Below are 18,586 nucleotides of genomic sequence, written 5' to 3'. Positions count from 1 at the left end.
CGGGCTTTATGTCGGAGTGGCATAAAGCCCGCTTTATCCCGGTCGCGGTCAAAGTAGGCGGCGGATGGGGACGGCGCCGCGGGCGCGTTTGCTCCACTCGCGCGGGTAGCCGAGCGAGACCTCTTCGAAGCGGACGCCGTCGGCGTGCGTGGTGCGCGGGATGTGGAGGTGGCCGTAGACGGCGAGCTCCGCGCGGTAGCGGACGTGCCAGTCCTCGGTCTCGGTCGTGCCGCACCAGAGCGCGAACTCGGGCCAGTACAGCGGCTCGGTCGGGTGGCGGTGCAGCGGCCAGTGCGACATCAGGATCGTGCCGTGGTCTTCGGGGATCGCGTCGAGGCGCTCGGTGCTGAGCTTGAGGCGCTCGGCGCACCAGGCCTGCCTGCTCGGGAACGGGTCCGGGTGCAGGAAGTACTCGTCGGTGCACACCACCCCGGCCTCACGCGCCTGCCCGAGCGCCTCCTCCAGCGAGACGTCGCGGGCCGCCTTCGTGCGCCAGCTGTAGTCGTAGAGCAGGAAGAGCGGCGCGATGGTCAACGGGCGGTGGCCGTGCTCCCAGACCAGGTACTCGTCCTCCGGCGTCAGGACATCGATGTCACGGCAGCGCTCGACGAGGTGCTCGTAGCGGGCCTGGCCGCGCAGCTGGCACTCGTCCTTCCCGGTCGTCCAGAGTTCGTGGTTGCCGGGCACCCACACCACCTTGGCGAACCGGCCGCGCAGCGTCCGCAGTACGTCGATGACGACGTCGACCCGCTCGGCCACGTCGCCTGCGACGAGCAGCCAGTCGTCGGGGGAATCCGGAATGACCTGGTCGACGAGCGGGGCGTTGCCCTCGTGGGTCACATGGAGATCGCTGGTCGCGAACAAGCTCGGCACCTCACCACCGTACCTAGACCGGCTGGAGTACCGCCTTGCGCACGAGCCCGGTGAGCACGACCACGGCGCCCGCGAGATGGAGCAGGGCCTGGACGTTGAGCAGCGCGGGCAGCCCGACGACGTCCACGAGCGCGCCGGCGGCCAGCGAACCGAGTGCCGTGCAGCCCGCCATGGCCGCGAACGCCGTGCTCAGCACCCGGCCGGCCTGCGAGGGCGGCGTCGCCGTCTGGATCACCGTGAGCAGGCCGGTGCCCGCGAAGACGCCCGGTCCGCCGACCACCATGAACAGTCCGATGTAGACACCGAGCGCCGTGGTCAGCTGCGGGCCGTTCCAGATCAGCAACGTCACCACGCTGAGCGCCAGCGAGCCCCAGCCGAGCAGTTTCTCGGGTGCGACACGTTTCGCCGCCGTCGCGACGACGATGCCCGCCGCCAGTCCCCCGACCGCCTGGACTCCGCGCAGCAGCCCGGTTTCCGCTTCGCCACGGCCGAGCACGGTGAGCACGAACAGCACGAACTCGACCAGGAACATGCCCTGCGCCAGCGACGACAGCACGACCCACACACTCGCCACCCGCAGCCGCCTGCTGTCGCGGATCGCGGCGAGCCCGGCCATCCACGCCCGGAGGACGGGCTCACGCTCGAGCGTCGCCACGGGCACCGCGCGGAACGGCTTGAGCAGCAACGCGAACGCGATCACGAGTGTCCCGGCGTAGGCGGCGACCACCCAGCCGAGCCCGGCGGTGCCCAGCACCAGCCCGCCGAGCCAGCCGCCCGCGAGCCGGGCGACGTTGCCGTTGACGCTCATCAGGCCGTTCGCGGCGGTGACCCGGTCCGGCCCGACGAGGTCCGGCACCAGCGCCGACCGCGCGGGCTCGAACAGCGACGCGAGCGCCGCCTGCCCCGCGACGACCAGGTAGACCACGGCTTGGCCGTCCGCGAGCAGCAGCGGCAGCGCGACAACGGCCTGCCCGGCGCACACGAGACAGAGCAACAGCCGCCGGTCGGCCCGGTCGGCGAGCACCCCGGCGACCGGGCTGAGCAGCAACGCGGGCAGCAAACCGAGAGCGATGCTCGCGGCCGTCGACGCCGCCGACCCGGTCAGCCGGTAGAGATAGATCGGCAGCGCGACCTGCAGCATCCATTCGGCGGACTCGGAGAAGAACGCCGCCGTCCACAGCCGCGCGAACGCGGGCTCCCGCAGCGGCCCGGTCATCGCGACGGTTTCCCGTCCGCCTCGACCCGGGGCACCGCACGCAGGCCGACATGCACCGGGCGGGCGTCTTCGGGGGCGTTCTGGCGGATCGGGGCGACGAACGGGCGCAGCAGCTTGTCGATCTGCTCGACCAGCTCGGTCAGCTCTGATGGCGTGACGCGCAGCGCGTAGAAGTTGAAGCCCGCCGCGGCCTGCCATGCGGGTTCGAGCTGCTCGCGCGTGTCCAGGAAGCGCTGGGTGAGCTCCTGATCCTGCCCCAGCATCGCCGCCGCCATGCCGAGCGCGGCGGGATCCAGCTTATCCTCGAGTTCCAGCCCGACGTGCTTCGCGCGCCACGGGCGCTCCCTGCCGTCCTCCGCGTCCACGCGCTCGACCAGTCCGAACGACGCGAGCTGGCGCAGATGCCAGCTGCAGTTCGACGCCGACGAGACGACCGCCTCGCCGCACTCGCTCGCGGTGCGCGGGCCGACGGCGCCCAGGTAGTCGAGCAGCGCGGCGCGCAGCGGATGCGCCAGCGCCCGCATCAGCGCGGCGTCCCGTACCCGCTCGCGCGGCGGCAGCCCGGTCATCGTGATCCCCAATCTGAAAGACTTCTTTCGAAAGTACTCTTTCAGGCTTTGTCTCGTCAAAGGGGGTTGCTAATACAACATTCGTTGCGTTAGAGTGATCGCACTATGGACAACTGACGCCCTGCTCCCACCCGCGCCCGAGGCCTTCGCCCGGCGGGTAGTTCGTTTCTCGTACCCCAAGGGCTGATGTCACATGTCTTTTTCCTTGCATGCTCGCGATCTCGTCTTCTCTTACGGTGACCGTGTCGTCTTCGACGGCCTGTCCCTGACCGCGGGCGCCGGCCAGCGGCTCGGGCTCGTCGGCGAGAACGGCATCGGCAAGTCCACGCTGCTGCGCCTGCTGGCCGGGGTCGAAGAACCACACGGCGGTTCCGTCGAACTCGGCGGCGACCTGGGCTTCCTGCTCCAGGAACTGCCGTTCGAGCAGGCGGACACGTTCGCCGACGTCATCGACGACGCGCTGGCCGAGATCCGGGTCCAGGCACGCAGGCTCGACGAACTCGCCGAGCGCATGGCCACCGATGAGACCGCGGTCGCCGAGTACGGCCGCGTGCTCGACTGGGCGCAGACGCACGAACTCTGGGACGCGGACCGCCGCGCCGAGATCGTCTGCGCGGGCCTCGGCTTGGCGGGCATCTCCCCCACCCGCCCGCTCGGCACGCTCTCGGGCGGCCAGCGGTCGCGGCTGGGACTGGCCGCGTTGCTCATCAGGCAACCGGAAACGCTGCTGCTCGACGAGCCGACCAACCATCTCGACGACGACGCGATGGAGTTCCTCGAAAAGCACCTCTCGGCGCTCGCGGGCGTCGTGGTGCTGTCCTCGCACGACCGGGTCTTCCTCGACGCGGTGTGCACCGACATCGTCGACCTCGATCCGGCGCTCGGCGGCCCGACCCGGTACGGCGGCGCCTACACCGAATACCTCGGCCACAAACGTGCCGAGCGCGCACGATGGGAGCAACGCTTCGCCGAAGAACAAGAACAGCTCAAGGAGCTGAAGGAGTCGGTCGCGGTCACCGCGCGCGCCGTCGCGCACAACCGGCCGCCGCGCGACAACGACAAGCTGGGCTACAACTTCTTCGGCGGGCGCGTGCAGAAGCAGGTGTCACGGCGCGTCCGCAACGCGCAGCTGCGGCTCGACGAGCTGACCCGCGACCAGGTGCGCAAGCCACCGGCGCCGTTGAAGTTCTCCGCCACGCTCACCGGCTCGACCGAGGAGGACCGGCTTTTGCTGTCGCTGCGCGACATCGACGTGCCCGGCCGTGTCCACATCGGACAGCTGGACGTGCCGAGCGGGGCAAGGCTGCTGGTGACGGGCGGCAACGGCGCGGGCAAGTCCACGCTGCTGTCCGTCCTCGCCGGACGGCTCACGCCGTCTCGCGGCTCGGTCCAGCGTGCCCGTGGCGTCCGGGTCGGACTGCTCGAACAGGACGTCGTGTTCCCCGACATGACGAAAAGCGCGCGGCAGCTCTATCCCGAAGGCGCGCCGTCGCTCGCCCAGCTCGGCCTGCTCGCGCCCCGCGATCTCGGCAAGCCGGTCGGCACGCTGTCGGTCGGGCAGCGGCGGCGGCTCGCGCTGGCGTTGCTGCTCGCGGACCCGCCGCACGTCCTCCTGCTCGACGAGCCGACCAACCACATTTCCCTGTCACTGGCCGAAGAACTGTTCGCCGCACTCGAAACCGCGCCGGGCGCGGTCGTCATCGCGTCACACGACCGCTGGCTGCGGCGCGACTGGAGCGGCGAACGCCTGGCGCTAGGAACGACCAGGTCGTGAGTGGTACGGCCGGTTCTAACCGGCCGCGCCACTCACGACCCCCTTACGCCGGGCGGGATAAAGCGGGCTTTATCCCGCCCGCGCACGCTTGGCACGCGCGGGGGTCGTGAGTGGTACGGCCGGTTCTAACCGGCCGGAACACTCACGAGCCCTTACTTGCGGCCGAAGGCGTAGATGACCTCGGCGGTGAGCAGGCGGTCTTCGTCGGCGCGCAGCAGGCGCGCGATCGCGGTGGTGAACTCGCGCTCGAAGCTCGCCGTCTGCTGGGCGGTGAGCTTCGCCATCGCGTCGTGGTAGGTGCCGCGGGCGTGCGCTTCCCAGGCGTACGCGAGGTCCGAGCGGGCGAAACGCAAGGGCTCCTCCGCCGGGTCGAGCGGGCTGAACCCGGTGTCGCGCAAGGCTTGGCGGCATCGGGCGGCCGTGCCGAGCGGCGTGGCGGGGTCCTCCAGCATCAGCCCGAACGCGCTCGCCTGCTCACGGAAGACCCGCCCGGCGACCGGGAAACCCGCGCGCATCGTCGAGAACCCGACGATCCCGCCCGGCTTGAGCAGCCGGTGCCACTCGGCGAGCGCGACCTCGGCGGGCAGCGAGAGCAAGCCCGCGGAACAGAGGACCATGTCGAAGAAGGCGTCGGGGAACTGCTCCAAATGGGTGGCATCCGCTTTGAGGAAGCCGACATTCGGCAGCCGGACCGTCTCCTTGGCGACGTCGAGCATGCCCGGCGAGAGGTCGACGCCGGTCACGTGCCCGGTCGGCCCGACCGCCCGCGCGGCGGCCGCCGCGGCGAGCCCGGTTCCGGTCACCGCGTCCAGAATGCGCAGGCCAGGCGCGGGAAAAGCCAGTTCGACGAGCCGTTCCGCGTAGCGGGCATGCCAGGTGTTGCCGTCGTAGGTCGCTACCCGCCGGTCGAAGGCGGCCGTGATCCCCTGGGCGCTGTTCATGCCCCTCTCACGCACTAGCGGCCGGATCGGTTGCTTTCGTTCCGCGTCCCCGCCCGGCCGAGTACGCGCCGCCGGGCCCGCACCCGCACGACCATGAGGCTCACCGGCATGATCGTGAACCCGGCGACGCGCAGGAAGACACTCGCGTCGTCCAGCGTGAAACTCCCCGACGGCCGGTCGATCAGGTGGTAGACGACCAGGCCCGCGAGTCCCACCAGCATCAGCGGAGACATGGTGAACACCAGCAGGTCGAGCCTGCGTCGCTCCGGCGAATCCCACTTGGCGCGTTCTTCGCGCGCACGGGCGCGAGGGCCCGTGGGTGGGAGGAACTCCGGCGCGGCCTTGGCGTCACCCGCTCGCCGCTCGATGCGTTGCCTGCGGGTCATCGGCCGGATCGCGTCTTCGTTGCTCATGACGGCTACACGCCGGTCAGGCGGGACCGGGTTGCCGGTCCCGCCTGTGCGCTAGAGCACGACCCCCAGCAGCGCATCGACAGCCGTGCGCACGAGAGCGGGCGCGCCCGTGTCGGAGCCGCCGCGCTTCAACGCCTCGTCGGCCCACGCGTCGATGGCGGTGAGCGCCTGCGGGGTGTCGAGGTCGTTCGTCAGGTGGTCACGCACCCGCCCGATCAGATCCTCCGCCGACGGCCCGGCGTCGAGCGAAACCGCTTCACGCCAGCGGGCGAGCCTGGCCTGGGCGTCCGCGAGGAGCGCGTCGGTCCACGGGCGATCGCTGCGGTAGTGCCCGGCGAACAGCGCGAGGCGGATCGCGGACGGGTCGATGCCGTCGGCGCGCAGCCGGGACACGAAGACCAGGTTTCCGCGTGACTTCGACATTTTCTCGCCGTCGAGGCCGATCATTCCCGCGTGGACGTAGTGGCGGGCGAAGGGGTGGTCGCCCGCCTGCGCCTCGGCGTGCGCTGCGCTGTATTCGTGGTGCGGGAACGCGAGGTCGGAGCCGCCGCCCTGGACGTCGAACGCCAGGCCGAGGCGGTTGACCGCGATGGCGCTGCACTCGATGTGCCAGCCGGGACGCCCGGCGCCGAGCTCGGACTCCCAGGACGGCTCGCCGTCGCGGGCCGTGCGCCAGAGCAGCGCGTCGAGCGGGTGGTGCTTGCCCGCGCGGTCGGGGTCGCCGCCGCGCTCGGCGAAGAGCTTGGTCATCGTCTCGGCGTCGTAATTGGACTCGTAGCCGAAGCGGCCGGTCGCCGAGTGGTCGAAGTAGACATCCGGGTATTCGGGGTCGTCGACACGGTAGGCCGAGCCGTTGGCGAGCAGCTTGGCGATGACCTCGACGATCTCCGGGATGCTCTCGACCGCGCCGACGAACTCGCGCGGCGGCAGCACGCGCAGCGCGACCATGTCCTCGCGGAACAGCGCGGTCTCGCGCATGCCGAGCACGACCCAGTCGTCCTTGTCGCGCTCGGCGCGCTCGAGGAGCGGCTCGTCGATGTCCGTCACGTTCTGGACGTAGTGGACCTCGTGTCCCGCGTCCAGCCACAACCGGTTGACCAGGTCGAACGCCAGGTAGGTGGCGGCGTGGCCGAGGTGTGTCGCGTCGTACGGCGTGATGCCGCAGACGTAGATCCGCGCCACCTCACCGGGCGAGGTCGGGCGGATCTGCCCTGTCGCGGTGTCGTGGAGGCGCAACGGGCGGGGGGTCCCGGGGACCCGGGGCACGTCAACCGATGACCAGCTCTGCATCCCTCGACTGTAAGGCGCGCCCCGGATCCCCATCTCGCCCGGTGGGAATGATCTAGCTCACCGGGCAGCGTTGGCCTTCACCGCGTCTCGGATGAACTCGGCCAGCCCCGGCCGCTGGTCCGGCTCGCGGACCAGGAAACCGAGCTGGACCGGGTCGGTCACGTACAGCTCGGCGATCTGCGCCTGCCGCTCGGGCGAGCACTCCCCCATGAACCGGCCCAGCATCGCCCGGTGCTCCTCGGCGAGATCCATCGCCGCCGCGTCCGTGGCCGCGGCGCCCGAGTCGACGACCGCGAGCAACCGGTCCACCCAGGACCGCCGCGCGGCTTCGGCGTCGATCCAGTCCTGCTTGCCCATCGAAGCCACCACCGCCTGGCCCCGCTGCCATTCCGGGGTGCCGCCCCAGTTCGCGGCGACCTGCTCGGCGTAGCCTTCCGGCTCCTTGAAGCCGCCGAAGACCTCGAGCTTCTCTTCGGGCGTCAACGCATGCCCCATGGTTCTTGCCTCCATCGCGTGCTCGACGGACGCGACCATTCGCTCCAGCCGCCCGATGCGCTCCACCAGCAGCTCGTGCTGCCGTTTCAGGTGGGCCATCGCGTCGGTGCCCGGATCGTCCACAAGGGTCGCGATCTCGTCGAGGGCGAACCCGAGTTCCCGGTAGTAGAGGACGCGCTGCAGCCGGTCCACATCGGACTCGCTGTAGCTCCGATAGCCTGCCGGGCTCCGCCCGCTCGGGGAGAGCAGGCCGATCTCGTCGTAGTGGTGCAGCGTGCGCACCGTGATCCCGGCCAGCCCGGCGACCTTGCCCACCGGATACTCCATGGTTCGCCCTTTCTTACGGCCGTTCGGCCCTGACCTGGCTGAGCCTGGTGCCTAACGTCGCGTGAGGGTCAAGCGTAAGTGGTGGACATCGGAACTTACCGCGAGTAAGAAAGGAGACATGGTGCTGCGCACGGAACTCGCTCCCCTGCCGCCCGGACCGCGTCTGCCGGTCGCAGTGCAGACGATCGCCTTCGGCAACTTCCGTCATGTGCTGGTGCCGTTGCTGCGCCGCCGCTACGGCGACGTCATCGCCATCAGGCTCTATCCGGAGCGCAAGGTGGTGCAGCTGGCGAACCTCGAGCACATCAAGACGGTGTTCACCGGCCCGGTCAGCACCTTCCGCGCCGGCGAGGGCAACCTGATCCTCAAGCCGCTGATGGGCGAGCATTCGGTGCTGCTGACCGACGAGGACGTGCACCTGCGCGCCCGCAAGCTGCTGATGCCCGCGTTCCACGGCGCCGCGCTGCGCGGTTACCGAGACCTGATCACCGAGCTGGCCGTGGCCGAGGTCGAGCGCTGGCCCGAGCACCGGCCGTTCCGCTCGCACGACCGGATGCGCGCGCTCACCCTGGAGATCATCCTGCGCGTGGTCTTCGGCGTGACGAGCGGCCCGCGCCTCGACGAGCTGCGCCCGCTGCTGGCCCGGCTGCTGGAGATCGGCCCGCTCGACATCTTCGGCTGGCACAACCCGAAACTGCAGCGCTTCGGCCGCTGGAAGCGCAACTTCGAGGTCCAGCAGCGCATCGACGAGCTGCTCTACGCCGAGATCGCGGAGCGCCGCCAAGCGTCCGATCTGGGCTCCCGCGCGGACGTCCTTTCCCGGCTGCTGACCGTGCCCGCCGACGACGACCGGCTGTCCGACGCCGAACTCCGCGACCAGCTCGTCACGCTGCTGCTGGCCGGGCACGAGACCACCGCGACCGCGCTGGCCTGGGCGTTCCACGACCTCGCGCGCGACCCGGTCGAGCAGGCGGCCGCGCGGGCGGCGGCCGACGACGGCGACGAGAAGCACCTGGAGGCGATCGCCAAGGAGGCCATGCGCCTGCATCCGGTGCTCGGCGAGGTCGCGCGCAAGCTCACCGAGGACATCGAGATCGGCGGCTACCGCATCCCGGCGGGATACACCGTGATGCCGTCGATCAACATGGTCCAGCTGGACTCGGCTCATCACCCGGATCCGTTGAAGTTCCGGCCTTCCCGCTTCCTGGACGGGAACAGCCCGCCCCCGGGCAGCTGGATGCCGTTCGGCGGTGGCGTCCGGCGCTGCCTCGGGGCGGGATTTTCCTTGCTGGAAGCCACGATCGTGCTCCAGGAGGTGCTCAAGCGCTTCCAGCTCGCGCCGGATCGGCCGCGTGCCGAGCCGCAGCGGCCCAGGAACATCACGATGGTGCCGGGGCGCGGCGCCCGCGTTTCGCTCACTCGGCGGTAGCCGGGCGCAGCGCCCGCACGGTCAGGACGGCCACGAGCGCCATGATCGCCGCCGCGGTCCACGCGGCGGCGTGGAAGCCGGACGTGAACGCGTGCCGGACCTGGTCGAGCAGAACCCCGTCGTGGCGCTCGGTGGCCTGCTCGAGACCGTCCACCCAGGAGCCGTCCGGGGTGCCGAACCGGGCGCGGTAGACCACCGTGCCGATGCTGCCGAGCAGCACCAGGCCCATCGCGATGCCGAGTTCGTTCGCGGTCTGCGCGAACGAGGCGGCCGAGCCCGCGCGGTCGGCCGGCGCGTGCGACATGACGTCGTTCATCAGGAACGGGAACGCCGCGCCGATCCCGCCGGTCGTCAGCACCGAGGCCGCGACGAGCGTCAGCAGTCCCGCCAGCCCGTCGGGCGTGATCGCGAACAGGACGAACCCGGCCAGCATCAGCACCATGCACGCCGCGACGATCTTGGCGGGCTCGATCTTGCGGCCGAGCCACGGCCCGAAGTTGGCGGCGACCATCATCGCCCCCATCTGCGGCAGCAGCCACAGCGCCGAGGCGAGCGGCGTCAGCCCGTGCACCGACTGCAGGTAGAACGACGAGAACAGCGACGTCCCGCCCATCACCAGCGCGGTCAGCAGCAGCACCCACATCGCGCGTGCCACGCCGGGGCGGCGCAGCAGGCTCAGGTCGACCAGCGGGTGTTCGAGGTGGTTCTGCCGCCGCACGAACACGGTGCCCAGCGCGAGCCCGGCCACGGCCGCGCCGATCGCGGCGGCCGTCCAGCCGCTGTTGACGATCGACTTGAGCGCGTAGACCACCAGCAGGATCGACGCGAGGCACAGCACGGCGCTGCGGACATCCGGCTTGCCGGGGTCGGTCGCGCGGAACTCGGGCAGCACCCTCGGCGCCGCGAGGACGGTCAGCACCATGACCGGCACGCCCATCAGGAACACCGCGCCCCACCACCAGTGCTCGACCAGCACGCCGCCGATCAGCGGGGCCACGGCCATCCCGGTCAGGAAGCAGGTCATGTACGCGCCCATCGCCGACACCGACTTCTTCGGGTCGGGGTAGATCTGGCCGATCAGCGCCATCGAGGCGGGCATGATGGCTGCGCCCGCGATGCCCATGACCGCGCGGGTCACGATGATCATCCACGGCTCCGACGCGACCGCGGCGACCGCCGAGGCCAGCGCGAACACGGCCGCGCAGGCGACGATCAGCCTGCGGCGGCCGATCCGGTCGCCGACCGTGCCCATGGTGATCATGGTGCCGCCGACCATGAAGCCGTAGATGTCGTTCATCCACAGCAGCTCCGCCGGTGACGGGCGCAGGTCGGCGGCCATCCTCGGCAGCGCGACGTTGAGGACGCTGATGTCGATCGCGATGAGCAGCGACGGCAGTGCCAGCAACGCCAGCGCCAGCCGCGGGCTGCGGACCGCCGTGCCCGGCGAAGTGAGTGTCATGTCTGTCTCCCGGTGAGGATCTCGGCTCTCACCAGTACGACGGATACGTCCGCCGCTTTTCGACATCACCCGCGAAGTATCTTCAAGAAAGTTTCGGCGAGTCCGTGACCTGCGAAAGCTTCGTGGCCAATGCGGCCGCGAAGGTGTGCACGTCGCCCGGCCACCGCGCGGAGAGGTAGTTCCCGTCCTCGACCACGAAGGCGGCGCGCGCGTCATCGAGGCGATCCCGGACGCGGCCGCTGCGCTGCACGGCGTCCGGTGCGTCGAGGAAGTCCTCGGGGGACGCGAGCGCCCGGGTGACCTCCTGCTGCACGGACATGTAGCCGTCCGGCTGGCCAGGTTCTTCGAGGTAGGTCCGGTAGTAGCCGGGATCCCAGAAGCGGGCCACCTTCGCGACGCCCCAAGCGCGGCGCTCCAGGTCCCAGGTCAGCGCGGTGGTCTTCCGCCCATAGAGGACAGATCGCCCGGTGACGGGGTCATTGCTGCGCGCGGCGAGCAGCACGCCGTGGCACACGGCGGCGACCGGGAGGTCGCGGGCGAAGGCGTCGGCGACGAGCGCCTGCAGCACGGTGCTCTCGAGGTATTCGCGCATGCCGCGGGCGCGGTGCCCGCCCGGCAGCAGCAGCGCGTTCACGGCGTCGAGGTTCGCGTCGGCCCAAGTGATGGGAGAACGCCACTCCGCGGCGTCGAGCAGGGCGGTGTGCGCGGCGCGGCCGGCGCTGTCGGCCCGGAGCACCCGGCCGATCGCCGGGAACCGGCGCAGGCCGGGCACCCATCCCCAAGGATCGAGGCCAGCACCGGTGACCATCAGCTCGTCGCAGGTGGCGCGCTTGCCGTCCGGCGTGGCGAAGACGACCTCGTGCCCGGCATCGGTCAGGACTCGCCAGCTCACCGCGACCTCGGATGGATCCGAGTCCCTCGCGGGCACGGGGATGAGCACGGTCGCCATTCCAGCCTCCGGTGCGGTCAGTAAGTGGGTCGTGAGTGTTCCGGCCGGTTCTAACCGGCCGGAACACTCACGACCTTTCTAGTAGGCCTTGATGTCGACCGACTTGGCGGCCCGGGAAGCGCCGCCGGTGATCATGTTCTTCCAGGGCATGTACTGCAGCATGCGGATGTTCTGGTTGCGGAAGCCGATCATGCCCTTGGTCTCCGGGACGAACCACTTGCCGTTGTCGCCCGCGGACTTCTGACCCTTGGCGACGTAGTCACGCATGTGCTGCTCGTAGCGGGCGAACGCGATCGGGTAGTCGCCGCCGACCGCCTTCAGCTCGCCGGCCAGGAAGTACGCGCCGACCAGCGCGAGGTCGGTGCCCATGCCGGACAGCGGGGACGCGCAGTGCGCCGCGTCGCCGACCAGCGCCACCCGGCCGCGGGACCAGCTGTCGAGCCGGACCTGGCTGACCGAGTCGAAGTAGAAGTCCTTCGCGTCCCACATCGCCTCGAGCAGCTGCGGCACGACCCAGCCCTCGCCAGCGTAGGCCTCGGCGAGGATGCGCTTCTGGGCCTTGGTGTCGCGGCGGTCGTAGTCGAGCTTGTCCGAGGTGAAGTAGAACTGGGCCTTGGCCTCGCTGTTGCCGTTGGCGCTGTACATCGCGGCGAGCTTGCCGGGGGTGTTGTAGCAGAGCTCCTGGCGGTCGAGGTTCAGGTGGTTCTCGGTGCTGAAGATCGAGACGTAGTAGCCGAGATCCTTGACGAACTCCGACTCGGCGCCGAACGCCAGGCCGCGAATGTTGGAGTGCAGGCCGTCCGCGCCGAGCACCAGGTCGAAGGTGCGGGGCGCCGCCTTCTCGAAGGTGACGCGCACGCCGTCGGCGTCCTGGACCAGGCTGGTGACCGACTCGCCCCAGAGGTACTCGACCTCCGGCTGGGTGGCGTCGAACAGCAGCCGGGCGAGGTCGCCGCGCATGATCTCCAGGTCGTCGCCCTCGCGGCCGTTGCGCGCGTCGGCGGTGAGGCCCGCGACCTGCCGGTTGTCGGCGTCGACGTAGGCGGTGCGCTCGGTCTCGGTGGCGAGCGAGCGGACCTGGGTCAGCAGGCCCATCCGCTCGATGACCTCGACGGCGGCGCCGCGGACGTCCACGGCGTAACCACCCTCGCGCAGCGAGGCGGCGCGCTCGACCACGGTGGGCCGGAAGCCGTGCCGTGCCAGCCAGTAAGCCAAGGTGGGCCCGGCCACGCTCGAACCCGAGATCAGGATGGTCTTGTTCCTCATGAGATCAACTATACAAGTGTTCTACACGTTTGTCTAGTACAAATGTCAGGTTCACTCGGCTGGGGTGAAAAGCCGGGCGTAACGCCTGGCAGGCCGATCTCGTCGTCCATATATGACCTCACTCGCCGCTCAGCCGCTGTCCACCCTCCGCGCCACGCTGACCGGGGCCGTCTTCACGGCAGGGGACCCCAGCTACGACACGGCCAGGGGCGTGTGGAACGGCCAGATCGACCGCATGCCCGCCGTGATCGCCCGGTGCGCGACGCCGTCGGACGTGGTGGCCGCGCTGGAGTTCGCGCGCGGCAACCACCTCGACATCGCGGTGCGCGGCGGCGGCCACAACTTCGGCGGGGCGGCCGTGCTCGACGACGGCCTGGTCGTCGACACCTCGGGACTGCGGAAGATCACCGTGGACCCGGCCGCGCGGACCGCGCGCTGCGGCGGCGGGGTGACCTGGGCCGAGCTCGACGCCGCCACCCAGGCACACGGGCTCGCGGTGCCCGGCGGCACGATCAGCCACACCGGCGTCGGCGGGCTGACGCTGGGCGGCGGGTTCGGCTGGCTCACCGCGCTGCACGGCCTGTCGTGCGACAACCTGCGCTCCGCCGAGCTCGTCACCGCCGACGGCCGGGTGCTGCGCACCTCGGCCGGTGAGCATCCGGACCTGTATTGGGCGCTGCGCGGCGGCGGCGGGAACTTCGGCGTGGTGACCGAGTTCGAGTTCCAGCTGCACGAGGTCGGGCCGCTGGTGCAGCTCGGGCTGTTCTTCTGGGCGCTCGACGACGGCGCGGAGGCGCTCCGGCTCAGCCGCGAGATCATCGACGAGCTGCCAGCAGGCATGAGCGCGCTGGTCGCGGCGCTCAACGCCCCGCCAGCCCCGTTCGTGCCGACCGAGCACCACTTCCGGCCCGGCTACGCCCTCATCCTGGTCGGTTTCGCGGACGCGGACGACCACGCGGCCGCGGCAGCCGCCGTCCGCGACGGCCTCGCGCCGCTGTTCGAGCTGGTCACGCCCATCCCGTACACGGAACTCCAGAAGATGCTCGACGAGAGCGCGCCGTGGGGAACGCTCGCCTACGAAAAAGCGGTGTACGTGGACGGCTTCTCCGACGAGGTGATCGACGTGATCACGGAGTTCGTGCCGCAGAAGACCTCGCCGATGTCGCTCATGCCGATCTTTCCGCTGACCGGCGCGTTCACCGAGGTCGACGCCGACGCGACCGCGTTCGGCGGGCCCCGGCGGCCGACGCTGGCGATGAACATCGGCGCGCTCGCCATGGACATGGCGACGCTCGAGACCGACCGGGCCTGGGTGCGGAGGTTCTGGGAGCGGCTCGTCCCGCACGCGGCCAACAGCGGCGGCTACGTCAACTTCATGGCCGAGTACGAGCAGGACCGCGTCCGCACGGCGTACGGCAAGGCGAAGTACGACCGCCTCGCCGCCATCAAGGCGATCTACGACCCGGACAACGTCTTCCACCACAACGCCAACATCCGCCCCGCCCAGGACTGAAGTCGCGGCAACCGGATCACAACCCCCCGCTGGGACCCTGACGTCGACCGTCATCAGGGAGTTCTCCAGAGGGGAAGCAGGATGAGACGTTTCCTGACCGTCGTACTGGCCGGAGCCGTGCTCGGCGCGCTGGCCGTCGCGCCAGCGCGGGCCACCACCGCCGGGGATTGGCGTTGCGAGGAGCGGAGTTTCAGCACCACCGGCCAGCAGCCGATGGGCTACGGCTTCGTCGGCAAGAGCGGCCCCGGCGCCGCGAACCACTACTGGATGGAAGAACGCGTGGTCTTCGAGTCCGGCAAGGCCGAGTACCGGTTCGAGACGGCCTTCCGGGTGAACTGCGGCAGCATCTTCTTCCCGCCGGTCACCACGCTGATCACACCGGTGTCGGCGAGCGGGCAACTGCCCTGCATCTCGCCCGGGAACTACTCCGAGGTGGTCGACGGCAAGATCGTCGACCACCGGCTCATCGGCGCCAAGACCAGCCTCGCCCCGTTCAAGCTCAGCGGCACCACGTACTGGCTGCCCTCGAACTACCGCTACTGGCACACCATGAGGCAGGACAGCCCCGGCGTGTGGCACTGGTCCGACAGCTCCGTCGCCAAGTGCCCCGCCTAGCGTTCGCTGGGATAAAGCGGGCTTAACTCCGCAGCGGGATATAGCGGGCTTTATCCCGGTCTGGCGTAAAGCCCGCTTTATCCCGTCTCTCTACCTGCGGCTCCTCAAGTAGTCGCCGACCACGGCGGCGCCGAGGCCGTCCAGGTCGGGGGCGACGACGCGGCCGCCCGAGCGGCGGGCGATGAGGTCGACGAAGGCCGTCAAGCGCGGGTCGTCGCCCAGGCGGAACACGGTGACCGAGGCGCCCAGCTTGGCCAGGCGGTCGACCTCCGACAGCGTCTTGGCGAGCGTGCGCGGGAGCGGCGGGTAGGAGAACTCGGCCTCGCCGTCGGGTTCCAGGTGCGCGGTGGGCTCGCCGTCGGTGACCATCAGGACCACCGGCTGCGCGTCGGGATGCCGCCGCAGATGCTGGCCCGCGAGCAAGAGCGCGTGGTGCGCGTTCGTGCCTTGTTCCCACGCGCCTTCGAGACCGACCAGCTCCGGTAGCTCCACCGACATCGCGTAGCGGCCGAACGTGATGAGCTGCAAGGCGTCGTTGCGGAAGCGGGTGCTGATCAGCTGGTGCAACGCGAGCGCCGTGCGTTTCATCGGGAGCCAGCGGTTCTCCTGGACCATCGACCACGACGTGTCGACGCACAGCGCGACCGCCGCGCGGGCCCGGTGCTCGGTCTCGATCACCTCGACGTCGTCGAAGTCCAGGCGGACCCGGCGCTCGCCGGTCGAAGCCGTGCGCAGCACCGCGTTGCGGACCGTGCGCGAGACGTCCCACGGCTGCATGTCCCCGAACCGCCACGGCCGCGACGACCCGGTCGGCTCGCCCGCGGCGCCCGCCGATTCGCTGTCGCGGTCGCCGGTGCGGCCACGCAGGGAGTTGACCACCTCGGCGAGCGCGGTCTCCCCCAGCCTGCGCAACGCCTTGGGCGACAACCGCAGCGAGCCGTCCGGGGCACGCTCGAACAGGCCTTGGCGGCGGAGTTCGCGTTCCAGTTCGGACAGCCTGCGCGCGTCGACCGACGCCTCGCCGCCCAGCTGGCGCTCCAGCGCGTCGAGGTCGATGTCCTCCAGCCGCGCGCCGGGATAGGACTGCGCGAGCTGCTCGGCGAGCGCGTCGAGTTCGGCCAGGTCGCTCATCGCCTGCGCGCCTTCGCCGAGCCCGAGCGGGTCGTCGCCGCGGAACCGCGCCGACGACGTCCAGTCCTCGCCTGGCCGCAGCGCCTGCAGCTGAGCGTCCAAAGCGGACAGTTGCTGCGCGAGACGAGGATCGCCGAAAGCCTGCTGCGACAACGCGGCCAGCTCACTGCGCTGCTCGTCGGTCATCGAGTTGAGCATGCGCTGCGCGGCTGCCGCACGCGCGGCGAGTACGTCGATCAGCTCCTCGACGTTCTTCGGGTTCTCCGGGAAGAACTCGCCGTGGCGGCGCATGAACTCGGCGAACCGCTCCTGGATGTCCGCGCTCCCCTGCGCGTGCGCGGCGAGCAGCGCGTTGAGGTCGGTGAGCATCTCGTTGATCCGCTCGACGTCCTCGGGCGTCGCGTTCTGCATCGCCTGCTTCATGCCTTTGAAGCGTGCATCGAGCAGTTCCTGGCCGAGCAGCTCGCGGATGCGCTCGAACTTCTCGCGGCCCTCCTGCGACCGCCATTCGTACTGCCCGAGTTCGCGCACGGCGGCGGCCGTGCCCGCGGGCAGCGCGTCGAGCTGCGCCTCGCGGAAGCGGGCGTCGTCGGACGGGTCGGGGAACAGCTCACGCCGCTCGGCGGTCAGCGCGTCGGACAGCAGCTGCTGGACCTCGCGCAGCGTGCCGTCGAGCGAATGCCTGCGCTGGATCTCCGAGCGCCGCTGCCACACCCGGCGCGTCAGGTCGTCGAGCCCGGCCGTCTCGCGGGTCCCGCGGCGCAGGATCTCCTCGAGCGCGGACCGCGGCGACGAGCCCGCCATGACGTCACGGCCGATCTCGTCGAGCGCGTCACGCAGGTCGACCGGGGGCGCCAGCGGGTCGGGACCGTCGTGCCACGGGCCGTAGGAGTAGCCGTCGGGTACCGCGGTCACGGCCCGTACACCGTGGTCGCGTCGTCCGAATCCTTGGCGAGTTTCCTTGCCAGGTAAAGGGATTCCAACGCGAGTTCGACCGCCGACGCGATGCGGCCCGGCGAGTCGGACGCGCTGACACCCGCGCGCTGCGCGACCTCGTGCAGCACCGGCAGCTCCGGCAACGCGGCGAGCACGTCCTTGCCGGGCACTCGCTCGCCGGTGGAGACCAGGTGCCCGTCGGCGACCGCGTCGGCCAGCGGCCGCAGGTCGAGCCCGGCGAACAGGCGCCGCGACGTCTCGGCGACCGCGCGGCGCAGCAGGTGCACCAGGTGCTCGGTCTCGCGGCCCTCCTCGCCGGGTTCGAACTCGATCTTCCCGCGCAGCACCGACGGCACCGAGTCGAGGTCGACCGGGCGCGCGACCGCGGGCTCCTCGCCGGTCAGCGCGGAGCGGCGCAACGCGGCGGCCGCCACGGTCTCGGCCGCCGCGACCGCGAACCGGGCGGAGACGCCGGACCGCTGGTCGATCACGGTCGACTCGCGCAGGTTACGGACGAACCGGGCGAGCACCTCGATCAGCGGCTCGCCGACCTCGGCCACCAGATGCGCCTCCTGGCGGACCACGGCGACCTCGGCCGCGACGTCGAGCGGGTAGTGCGTGCGGATCTCCGCGCCGAACCGGTCCTTGAGCGGGGTGATGATCCGGCCGCGGTTGGTGTAGTCCTCGGGGTTCGCGGTCGACACGAGCAGCACGTCCAGCGGCAGCCGCAGGGTGTACCCGCGGACCTGGATGTCGCGCTCCTCCATCACGTTCAGCAGCGCGACCTGGATGCGCTCGGCGAGGTCGGGCAGCTCGTTGATCGCGACGATGCCGCGGTGCGCGCGCGGCACCAGTCCGAAGTGGATCGTCTCGGGGTCGCCGAGACTGCGGCCCTCGGCCACCTTGACCGGGTCGACGTCGCCGATGAGGTCACCCACGGAGGTGTCCGGCGTGGCGAGCTTCTCGGTATAGCGGGCGTCGCGGTGGATCCAGGCCACGGGCAGGTCGTCGCCCAGCTCGGCCGCGCGGCGGATCGAGGCTGGCGTGATCGGCGCGAGCGGGTGTTCGTGCAGCTCGGCGCCCTCGATGACGGGGGTCCACTCGTCGAGCAGCCCGGCGAGCGTGCGCAGCAGGCGAGTTTTGCCCTGGCCACGTTCGCCGAGCAGCACCACGTCGTGCCCGGCGAGCAGCGCGCGTTCGAGCTGGGGCAGGACGGTCCGGCCGAAGCCGACGATGCCCGGCCACGGATCCTGGCCGGCTTTCAGTGCGGTGAGCAGGTTGTCATGGAGCTCGGTCTTCACGCTCTTGGGCACATGCCCTGCGGAACGAAGCTCACCCGCGGTACGCGGGAGTGACTCGGGTGCGCGGTTCACGAACCCGACGCTACTTG

General features: G+C 70.6%; 16 protein-coding genes. 4 read left to right on the top strand and 12 right to left on the bottom strand.

The features are described from left to right. Positions 1-48: 48 nt before the first annotated feature. The 3 genes from BLV57_RS04225 to BLV57_RS04215 are packed head-to-tail and all read right to left on the bottom strand — an operon-like array spanning position 49 to position 2,658. Positions 49-873 carry a metallophosphoesterase family protein gene (locus BLV57_RS04225; RefSeq protein WP_091286765.1) on the bottom strand — a complete coding sequence of 275 codons (825 nt, stop codon included), beginning with the start codon at positions 871-873 and terminating at the stop codon, positions 49-51. A gap of 13 nt (positions 874-886) precedes the next feature. Next, positions 887-2,089: an MFS transporter gene (locus BLV57_RS04220; RefSeq protein ID WP_091286763.1), complete on the bottom strand. Its 1,203-nt coding sequence runs from the start codon at positions 2,087-2,089 to the stop codon at positions 887-889. Further along, positions 2,086-2,658: an ArsR/SmtB family transcription factor gene (locus BLV57_RS04215; protein ID WP_091286761.1), complete on the bottom strand. Its 573-nt coding sequence runs from the start codon at positions 2,656-2,658 to the stop codon at positions 2,086-2,088. The genes BLV57_RS04220 and BLV57_RS04215 overlap by 4 nt, the downstream gene beginning before the upstream one ends. Positions 2,659-2,851: 193 nt before the next feature. Here BLV57_RS04215 and BLV57_RS04210 point away from each other — a divergent pair, with 193 nt between their 5' ends. Continuing rightward, positions 2,852-4,432, top strand: a complete 1,581-nt coding sequence (locus BLV57_RS04210; RefSeq protein ID WP_091286758.1) for an ABC-F family ATP-binding cassette domain-containing protein — start codon at positions 2,852-2,854, stop codon at positions 4,430-4,432. A 152-nt stretch (positions 4,433-4,584) separates the two neighbouring features. On the opposite strand, the gene BLV57_RS04205 is transcribed toward BLV57_RS04210, so the two are convergent. Genes BLV57_RS04205 through BLV57_RS04190 form a run of 4 tightly spaced genes read right to left on the bottom strand, consistent with a single transcriptional unit; the run spans position 4,585 to position 7,898 of the window. Then, positions 4,585-5,373 carry a methyltransferase domain-containing protein gene (locus BLV57_RS04205; protein ID WP_091286755.1) on the bottom strand — a complete coding sequence of 263 codons (789 nt, stop codon included), beginning with the start codon at positions 5,371-5,373 and terminating at the stop codon, positions 4,585-4,587. Positions 5,374-5,387: 14 nt separating this feature from the next. Continuing rightward, entirely contained in the window at positions 5,388-5,786 is a 399-nt protein-coding gene (locus tag BLV57_RS04200) for a hypothetical protein (protein WP_091286753.1), read from the bottom strand. A gap of 51 nt (positions 5,787-5,837) precedes the next feature. After that, a complete protein-coding gene (gene mshC / locus BLV57_RS04195) occupies positions 5,838-7,076 on the bottom strand; it encodes a cysteine--1-D-myo-inosityl 2-amino-2-deoxy-alpha-D-glucopyranoside ligase (protein WP_091286751.1) in 1,239 nt (412 codons plus the stop codon). Positions 7,077-7,133: 57 nt separating this feature from the next. Continuing rightward, on the bottom strand, positions 7,134-7,898 hold the full coding sequence (locus BLV57_RS04190; protein WP_091286748.1) for a MerR family transcriptional regulator: 765 nt from the start codon (positions 7,896-7,898) through the stop codon (positions 7,134-7,136). 118 nt (positions 7,899-8,016) lie between these two features. On the opposite strand from BLV57_RS04190, the gene BLV57_RS04185 reads away from it, so the two are divergent. Continuing rightward, a complete protein-coding gene (locus BLV57_RS04185; protein WP_091286746.1) occupies positions 8,017-9,327 on the top strand; it encodes a cytochrome P450 in 1,311 nt (436 codons plus the stop codon). Here the strand turns inward: BLV57_RS04185 and BLV57_RS04180 are convergent. The 3 genes from BLV57_RS04180 to BLV57_RS04170 form a co-directional block, all read right to left on the bottom strand. Continuing rightward, complete coding sequence (locus tag BLV57_RS04180; RefSeq protein WP_176968487.1) at positions 9,314-10,786, bottom strand: MFS transporter; 1,473 nt, start codon at positions 10,784-10,786, stop codon at positions 9,314-9,316. The genes BLV57_RS04185 and BLV57_RS04180 overlap by 14 nt on opposite strands. A gap of 82 nt (positions 10,787-10,868) precedes the next feature. After that, a complete protein-coding gene (locus BLV57_RS04175; protein WP_091286742.1) occupies positions 10,869-11,735 on the bottom strand; it encodes a type 1 glutamine amidotransferase domain-containing protein in 867 nt (288 codons plus the stop codon). A 78-nt stretch (positions 11,736-11,813) separates the two neighbouring features. Then, a complete protein-coding gene (locus BLV57_RS04170; protein ID WP_091286739.1) occupies positions 11,814-13,001 on the bottom strand; it encodes an FAD-dependent monooxygenase in 1,188 nt (395 codons plus the stop codon). A gap of 112 nt (positions 13,002-13,113) precedes the next feature. Here BLV57_RS04170 and BLV57_RS04165 point away from each other — a divergent pair, with 112 nt between their 5' ends. Next, positions 13,114-14,514 (top strand): FAD-binding oxidoreductase, encoded by a 1,401-nt coding sequence (locus BLV57_RS04165; RefSeq protein WP_091286736.1) that lies wholly within the window; start codon positions 13,114-13,116, stop codon positions 14,512-14,514. A gap of 81 nt (positions 14,515-14,595) precedes the next feature. Next, positions 14,596-15,129, top strand: coding sequence for a hypothetical protein (locus BLV57_RS04160; RefSeq protein WP_091286733.1), 534 nt, complete (start codon positions 14,596-14,598; stop codon positions 15,127-15,129). Positions 15,130-15,219: 90 nt separating this feature from the next. Here the strand turns inward: BLV57_RS04160 and BLV57_RS04155 are convergent, their stop codons facing one another. Together BLV57_RS04155 and BLV57_RS04150 are read right to left on the bottom strand one after the other, a co-directional pair. Then, on the bottom strand, positions 15,220-17,175 hold the full coding sequence (locus BLV57_RS04155; protein WP_091286730.1) for a vWA domain-containing protein: 1,956 nt from the start codon (positions 17,173-17,175) through the stop codon (positions 15,220-15,222). After that, entirely contained in the window at positions 17,172-18,569 is a 1,398-nt protein-coding gene (locus BLV57_RS04150) for a sigma 54-interacting transcriptional regulator (protein ID WP_091286727.1), read from the bottom strand. The genes BLV57_RS04155 and BLV57_RS04150 overlap by 4 nt, the downstream gene beginning before the upstream one ends. Between the last annotated feature and the right edge of the window lie 17 nt (positions 18,570-18,586).

The organism is Amycolatopsis xylanica (assembly GCF_900107045.1).
Taxonomy (GTDB): Bacteria; Actinomycetota; Actinomycetes; order Mycobacteriales; family Pseudonocardiaceae; genus Amycolatopsis; species Amycolatopsis xylanica.
This window is presented reverse-complemented; position numbering and strand designations above follow the sequence as displayed.